We start from the raw sequence: 7,531 nt of genomic DNA, 5'->3' as shown, positions 1-7,531 counted from the left end.
TTATTTTTATTCTATTTTAGGTTTAAGTCTTTTTAAGAGTTTTATTTTTATTCTATTTTAGGTTTAAGTCTCTTAAGAGCATTATTTATTTTATCCCAGTTTAAAACCTCTTAAGATCATTTTTCATTTATCGGATTATTCCGCCAAATCCTTCAAGAACTTCTTTACACTCCTTAATACCTTCTTTGCTTAAAGAATCTATTTTAAATGTGTAACTGATTTCATTATCATCAATCTGATGTCCTTCATAGATGTCTGCAATTTCAACATTGGTAATGTCTGTAATCTTGTTTAAGGTATTTTTTATAGTTTCCGGATTGGAATTCTTTTTGAAAACACAACTGATGTCCTGTTTTTCTATTTTGAAATTGTTCACTTTCCATTTAAACAATTCCTCATCCTTTAGGATTTCAACATTTGCTATTTTAAGTCTTTTTAACTTTTTATTTATGTCTCTAATGTATGCAAATTCAAAATCCAACTCTTCAAGAGTTCCTACATGTATTTTTTCTGAATAAATATGTTTTAGGCCGATTTCTTTTCCTATTGATTTTTTAAGGGTATTCAACTCTTGGGTAAGTGAATTGACTGCCTTGTCACTTCTACCTAATGCTCCTTGAATGTCTCCCATATGTTTGGTTGCCTTTACCGCAATTTCAACAAATTTGTCCTCATCATTTCTTGAAAGGGCTTCCTTCAATTCTTCAATGGCATCAGCCAAGGCTTGTCTTATCTTTTCACCATTCTTGTTTTCATGCTGTATTGAATAGGTAAGATAAGGGTTTTGGGATACAATCCTTGCAATCGTATCAATCATAAGGTTGTAAATCGGACTTTCGTAGTTTTCTGTCTCTTTAATGTTAATTTGAAGCTTTTCAATTGCAGATGCAGTTGAAATGTATGAAAAGTGAGTTAAAACCTGGACGATTCCCATCATGTTGTCATGATGTTCTGGAGTGGTTTCAATTATTCTAAGACCTAAGCCCTCAAGGTATTCACATATTTTAGGATACCATTTTCCTTTTTCAAGAGGGGTTAAAACCACTATCTGTCCACTTAAGTCAAAGGTTCTTGGACCGAATACTGGGTGGGTTGGAATGTATTCGACAGAGTCTCTTAAGCATTCCTTCATCTTGTAGGATGGTCCTTCCTTGACTGAAGTGACATCCAAGATTACAGCCCCATCCTTCATGAAGGGTGCCAATTCCTCAATGACTGATTCTGTAGATGAAATAGGGACTGAAATAATGACTATATCACTGTTTTTAACTGTTTCCTCGTTGTTGTGGGAGTATTTTACACCAAGCTCTTCACTGACTCCACTACCTACAGCAATGTCACGTCCAGTGATTGTAACGTCAAGGTCATGGTTTTTACAATGCCAAGCTATTGTTTTTCCAAGCCCTCTGGTTCCTCCAATAATTCCAATTTTCATTTTATGCCTTCTATTTTTTATTAGATATTTTTAAAATTAATCTTGATAAATATTATGTTTTTATTTATTTATTTTTTTTCATTCATAAAATAATAATCTTTATAAATGATGCTTTCATTAATAAAAATGTAAATAATCTTTATATTCATTATTCAAATTCTAATTTAAGAATTAATTTTAAGATATTTAAAATAATTTTGGCCTTGTTGAAATCCTAAAAATTTTTATAAAAATTTTTTAAAATAACAGATTGAATAAATAAAATAAATTTTTAAAATAGGTTTTCAACAGACTCATAATTTAATTAATTTTATATAAATAAAGTACTATATTTTATATTGTTTTATAAAGTTTATAATAATTTTTATTAACTTGTTTATTTTTCTATTTCCAGGAATGTTTTTTATGAAAATTACTGAAGAAGATGAAACAAAGGGTATGGTTGAAGTTTTTCCAGAAACCTTGGATGATTTATGGCATCTTTCCCACATTATAGCAGAGGGAGACATTGTCTCTGCTAGAACTACAAGAAGAATTCAAGACACTAGTGGGGAGAAGATTAGAGGTGATAGGGGCGTTAAAAAGACTTTTATTTTAGGTATAGAAGTTGAAAGTGTTAGTTTTCACCTTTTCACTGGAAAATTACGCTTAACCGGTGTGATTGTTCGAGGTCCTGAAGAATTTGTACCTCTTGGATCTCACCATACAATTGAAGCCAAATTGAACAACACTCTTCGTATTAAAAAGGAAAAATGGTCTCAATATGCTTTGGACAGAGTTCAAAGAGCTATTGATGCAAGTAAAAAATTGTCTGCAATAATTGTTGTTATTGAAGATGATACAGCGGTTTTTGGCTTGATAAGACAATTTGGAGTTGAGTATTATGGGCCTATTCACGGTAATATTTCTGGAAAACGTATTTTGGATAAGAATAGGCATAAAAACATTGAAAAGTTCTATCAAAGCATAATTGATTATATTTTAAAATTTGACAATATTCAAACAGTTGTTTTGGCAGGTCCCGGTTTTTATAAAAATGATTTCTTTAAGTATTTGGAATCTAAAAGCCCTGATTTGGCTAAAAAGGTTGTTTTGGAATCTACAGGTACCGGCGGTCGTGTAGGCATTAATGAACTTTTAAGAAAGGGAACAATTGAGAAGTTGACTACCGAAAATAGGGTTGCCTATGAGATTTCTGCTGTAAATGATATTTTATCAGATATTGCCAAAGGTTCTAATTTGGTTGTTTATGGCAAAAAGGAAGTTGAAATGGCTATTAATATGGGTGCTGTAGATAAATTGTTGGTTTTGGACAATCTGGTCAGACGTGAAAACCTTGAAAATGCAATGGACATGGTTGAAAACATGTCTGGAGAAGTTTTGGTTGTTAGCAGTCAACATGAAGGCGGAAAACAACTTGAGGCTTTAGGCGGTTTGGCTTCTACCTTAAGGTATCCGATTTCCTGATTTAAGATTGGGAAATCTAAATATTTTCATTTCAGAATCTGAAAATTTTAATCTATTTTTTTTTAATCAATTATGAATGAATTTTATTGAAAATCTTCTTAAAATCATTTTTTTTAGCTATTCAATTTATAAAAATTTTTTTTAAATTTAATTTTTACCTATTTGATTTTATAAAAAGTATTTTTTTAAATTTAATTTTTAGCTATTCAATTTATAAAAAATATATACTATAAAATTTATATATTATAAGTACTATTTATTTAATCCAATCTCATTTTTTTGAGATTTTTAGAAAAAATTCCAATTGGAATTTTAATTTTAATGAATTATTTATAAAAAAATTAAGGTTTATAGACATGATTGTAGAATTATTAATGGTATTCATTTTATGTTTTCTAGGTACCGCCCTATTGAATATTATATTCCGTTTCTTAGGTAAAAGAGGTTTTATGGGCAATCTGTATGAAACTGTTCGTGGTGGAACTCCACGTGCAATAGGTATAGTTCCATTTATCCTAATAAGTCTTTTTTTACCTGCTGGCTTTAATGATTTGGTTCTGGTCATGGGATTATGTGCATTAATTGATGATATTGTAGGCAGACGTAAAATCGCTAACTTGCCGATTGAAATAGGTCAGCTTGTACGCGGAATCGGTATGTTGTGTGTAATTGGATTAGGTTATCCGCTTATGGGTCTTTCATCAATTTTGGTAGCATTATTGATTCAGCCATTAAACATTGCAGATATGCAGCCTGGAAGCTGTGTAAGTGTTACAATTATCATGAGTTTCTTTACTCTTTTAGCAGTTCTTATTTTAGGTGTAGCTCCTTTCCAAGAGATTCCTGCATATTATGTTCCTTTGCTTTTACTTGTAACTGCGATAGCTTATGCTCCACTTGATTTTGCAGGTAAAATCATGTTAGGTGAAGTGGGAAACCACACTTTTGCCATAGCATTGGGAATTGGTTTTTATGTTCTTGGAGGATTCTTTGGCACTTTAATCTTATTTATTGTAACTACTGCATTGATTGCATATATAAGAAGATATCACCTATCCAGATTCCTTATCAATAAATTGCATATTATTAATCCGACCTTCGGTGACTTATTTATGGATGTCTTGACTGGAGGTGGATTGGGAGACCTATTTAGAAAGATTATTCTTGGAACCAATCAGTATGAAATCGATAATCCTATCTTGATTTTACTTGGATTTAGAAGATTGCTTTATAATCCATATTCTCCAAATCTTGATCAGGTAGTGGCTAAGGATGTTAGAACTAAAAGAGTTGATTTAAGAAGAAATTATTAATTAAAAATTGTTTTATGTTTAATTTAATCATTTTTTATGATTTTTTTTAAATTTAAAATTTGATTTTTTAATATAATTTTTTCTTTATGATTATTATTATTTTAAATTTCATGAGGTGTAATTATGGCAGATGTATTTGAGGTAATTAAAGGTAGAAGAAGCGTAAGAGAATACAAGCAAGAACAAATTGAAGACGAAGATATTGAAAAGATATTACATGCAGCTATTATGGCTCCTACTGCAAGGGGAGAAGCTCCATGGCATTTTACTGTAGTTCAAAATAAGGAACTTTTAGATGATATAAACAAATCCGTTCATGAGATTTTAAAAAGTTCCGGTGACGAATTCCTTGAAGCTATCGGTAAATCTGATAAAAATGTTATGCACAATGCTCCAACAGTTATTATTGTTTCTGCTAAGTCTACTGCAAGTAATATGCAAGCAGATTGTTCTGCAGCTATTGAAAACATGCTTCTTGCTGCTGAAGGTTTGGACATCGGATCCTGTTGGTTAGGTTTAATTACAGCTTACTTCAGTGTTGAGGAAAATTTAAAAACTTTACACATTCCTGAAGGTTACACTCCTTTATATGGTGTTTCCTTAGGTTATAAGGTAAATGAAAACCAACCAAACCCAAGAAAAGACGTTTTAATCAATTGGTTAAAATAATTTTCTTTTTTTCTATTTTTTAAAGTATTTTTATTGTTTATTTTTATTATTTTTCTTTTTTTATTGTTTTTATTCTTTTTTAGGTTTTTTATTCTTTCTTTTATGTTTTTCTTTTTCGTATGTGTTTTAAAACATATTAAATTAATTTATTCGTATTTATAAAAACTATTTTTCAATTTAAAAAATTTTTAGGATAAAATTTCTCATTTTATCCTAATGCACATGTTTATTTTTATTTTTAATTTTTTATTTTAAGCATAAAATCCTTATTTTATGATTTACATAATTTTAAGAATCTTATAATAAGCGTCAGTTGATGGATGTACTTCCAGGAATTGATCAAATTCATCTTTTCCAATTCCTAAATTCATTAAAAATGCAAGATATGCAGTGTCATCTATTGAAGATGGTGAAATTGAACTGACCCTTTCAATCTCTTCAGTCTCTTTGTTTATTGAAACCTTTGTTCTTCCGGTTCCTCCATGTGAAAGTCTCCAGAATGCATTAGGTCCTGCAAGGCCTGGAATAATGACATCCTCTGTTTCTGCATCATTGTCTTTCCTTTGAGTGAAACTAACATCCATATCCAATGTTAATGATTGTGGAACAATGATGTCCTCTGCCTTATTCAAGTATCCTGCCATGTTTCTTGCTGCAGCTATTCCCTCTTTTCTTGCAACCGGTGTTAAGGTTATTCTTCCAGTTACGTCTCCTGCAGCATATATGTGGGGATTTGAACTTTGCATGAATTCATTGACCTTGATTGAATTGTCATCATTTAACTCTACAATGTCTGCAACAATTTCTGAATTAGGGATTCTGCCTGTGGCTATCAAGGTTTTACCTTCAAACTCACCCTTGTCTGTAATGATGCTGTTTTCCTTGATTTCCAATACATTTGCATCCTCAAGAATTTCAACATCGCTGATGAGTCTGCCAGTAACGTATTCCTTGATTTCTTCCTCTAAATCCTTAAGGATTTTACTTCTTGCGATTATTTTCACTTCACTTCCAAAACTGCTGAAGAGATTTGAAAGTTCTGTTGCTATAATTCCTCCGCCAAGAATGTTTAATTTGGATGGAATTTCCTCTAAGTTAAGCACATCACTACTTGTTAAGGCATGCTCTGCTCCCTTGACATTTGGAATAAATGGTCTGCCACCTGTTGCAATAAGCAGGTTTTCAGCCTCATATATGAGTTCATCTTCAGATTCCTTGAATTCATCCCTTTGAAGCTCATTTTCATTGTCACGTTCAATTCTTACAAGAATTCTTTCATCATCTGTCACTTCAACGCTAGCTTCTCCATAGACAATCTTATTGTTTACGCCTTCATTTTCTTCCTGATTAAGTTTGCGGAGAAGTTTTTGGGTTTTTTTAACTCCATCGCATGCAGCCTTATAATCCAGTTCAATATTTCCTTTAATAAATCCGAAATCAATCGATAATTTAACCATATTAGATTTATCCACTTCTTCTTCTCCATATAAACATTTATCATAAGTGAAATGCCAATTGAAAGGGGGTTCTTTCGTTATAGAAACAGTATCGAAAAAATAATTTTGAGATGAATATTTATTAGGGGAATATTCATGAGGCAAATCGCCAATAATTATTTCACCATTATCATCATTAGTATATTTTATCGAAAACACATATGAATTTATTTTATCTCTTTTTTTTAATTGCGTAATTAAATTCGCCGATTCTTCTTTGAATAAACCATTCCCGACAAAATTTTCATTTTCATTCTTTTTATTACCATTATTATTATTATTTTTGTTTCCATTATTTTTATTAGTATTAGTATAATTCTCATAAATTTCTTCTAATTCCTCATCATTATATGGTCGTTTATTATCAGAGTCATCATCGTTATAATCCGGATTATATTCATTCATTGGGTCATATCCTTTAATATTATCAGTTTCTTTCGTTTTATTTTTTCCATATAATTCATCATAAGCCTTTTCTCTATCTTTATCTCGTTGATAATCTTCCTTCATTGTTTCTGAATCTATATCATTTTCAGTCTCTTCGACATATTGATATTGGGAACCTCGTACAATATTAAAACCGATTTCAGCTTCTTCAGTGGCATATCCCATTCGATTTTTGACATATTCCGAGACGTTTAAGAATTTTCTCGTACGAAAAATATTTATTTCTTTGATTTCATTTTTTTCAGAGTAATTCGATTTTACCGTGATTGTTTTATTTATTAAAGAAGCGCGATTTATTCCGATTTGATCTAAGGAATATAATTTTGCTGGTTCTTTTTTGTTTGTGTCGGAGGAGTCGAATTTTTTGTAAATGTTATCAGAAATGTACATCGGGTAACGCTCCATGGTTATATGAAAATCTATTTCTTGATTGTAAACTTTCATTGTGGTATAGATTGTATTATCTAGTTGGGATTCGAAGGAGTTTAAATTATTTGAAGATTTTTTGTTCTTGTATGAAAAAGGAAGGATTATTGTTGGGGATATTGTTATGATAAGAAATGAAAATATTATTAGTAATGATATTAAAAAAATATTTTTTGACATTGTGATTTTTGATAAATTTAATATTATAATTTTTTTATTTATGTGATTGTTTAAGAATTAATTTAAAATTAAATCTATTAATATGGGGATTGGGGATT

At 30.4% G+C, this 7,531-nt stretch carries 5 protein-coding genes; 3 read left to right on the top strand and 2 right to left on the bottom strand.

What is annotated here, in order from left to right; genetic code table 11:
- Positions 1-127: 127 nt before the first annotated feature.
- Positions 128-1,435, bottom strand: a complete 1,308-nt coding sequence (locus tag Q0138_RS08020; RefSeq protein WP_297983147.1) for a prephenate dehydrogenase — start codon at positions 1,433-1,435, stop codon at positions 128-130.
- 405 nt (positions 1,436-1,840) lie between these two features.
- Here Q0138_RS08020 and Q0138_RS08015 point away from each other — a divergent pair, with 405 nt between their 5' ends.
- The 3 genes from Q0138_RS08015 to Q0138_RS08005 all read left to right on the top strand — a co-directional run bounded on the left by Q0138_RS08015 (position 1,841) and on the right by Q0138_RS08005 (position 4,884).
- Complete coding sequence (locus Q0138_RS08015) at positions 1,841-2,902, top strand: mRNA surveillance protein pelota (RefSeq protein ID WP_297983144.1); 1,062 nt, start codon at positions 1,841-1,843, stop codon at positions 2,900-2,902.
- 356 nt (positions 2,903-3,258) lie between these two features.
- Positions 3,259-4,215, top strand: a complete 957-nt coding sequence (locus tag Q0138_RS08010) for a cell wall biosynthesis protein (RefSeq protein ID WP_297983141.1) — start codon at positions 3,259-3,261, stop codon at positions 4,213-4,215.
- A gap of 123 nt (positions 4,216-4,338) precedes the next feature.
- Positions 4,339-4,884 (top strand): nitroreductase family protein, encoded by a 546-nt coding sequence (locus Q0138_RS08005; RefSeq protein WP_297983138.1) that lies wholly within the window; start codon positions 4,339-4,341, stop codon positions 4,882-4,884.
- Positions 4,885-5,162: 278 nt separating this feature from the next.
- Here Q0138_RS08005 and Q0138_RS08000 read toward each other — a convergent pair whose 3' ends face one another.
- On the bottom strand, positions 5,163-7,217 hold the full coding sequence (locus Q0138_RS08000; protein WP_297983136.1) for an FAD-dependent oxidoreductase: 2,055 nt from the start codon (positions 7,215-7,217) through the stop codon (positions 5,163-5,165).
- Between the last annotated feature and the right edge of the window lie 314 nt (positions 7,218-7,531).

The organism is uncultured Methanobrevibacter sp., assembly GCF_937906425.1.
Classification (GTDB): Archaea; Methanobacteriota; Methanobacteria; order Methanobacteriales; family Methanobacteriaceae; genus Methanobrevibacter.
Note: the sequence above shows the minus strand (reverse complement) of the source record. Positions and strands in the feature narration are given on the sequence as shown.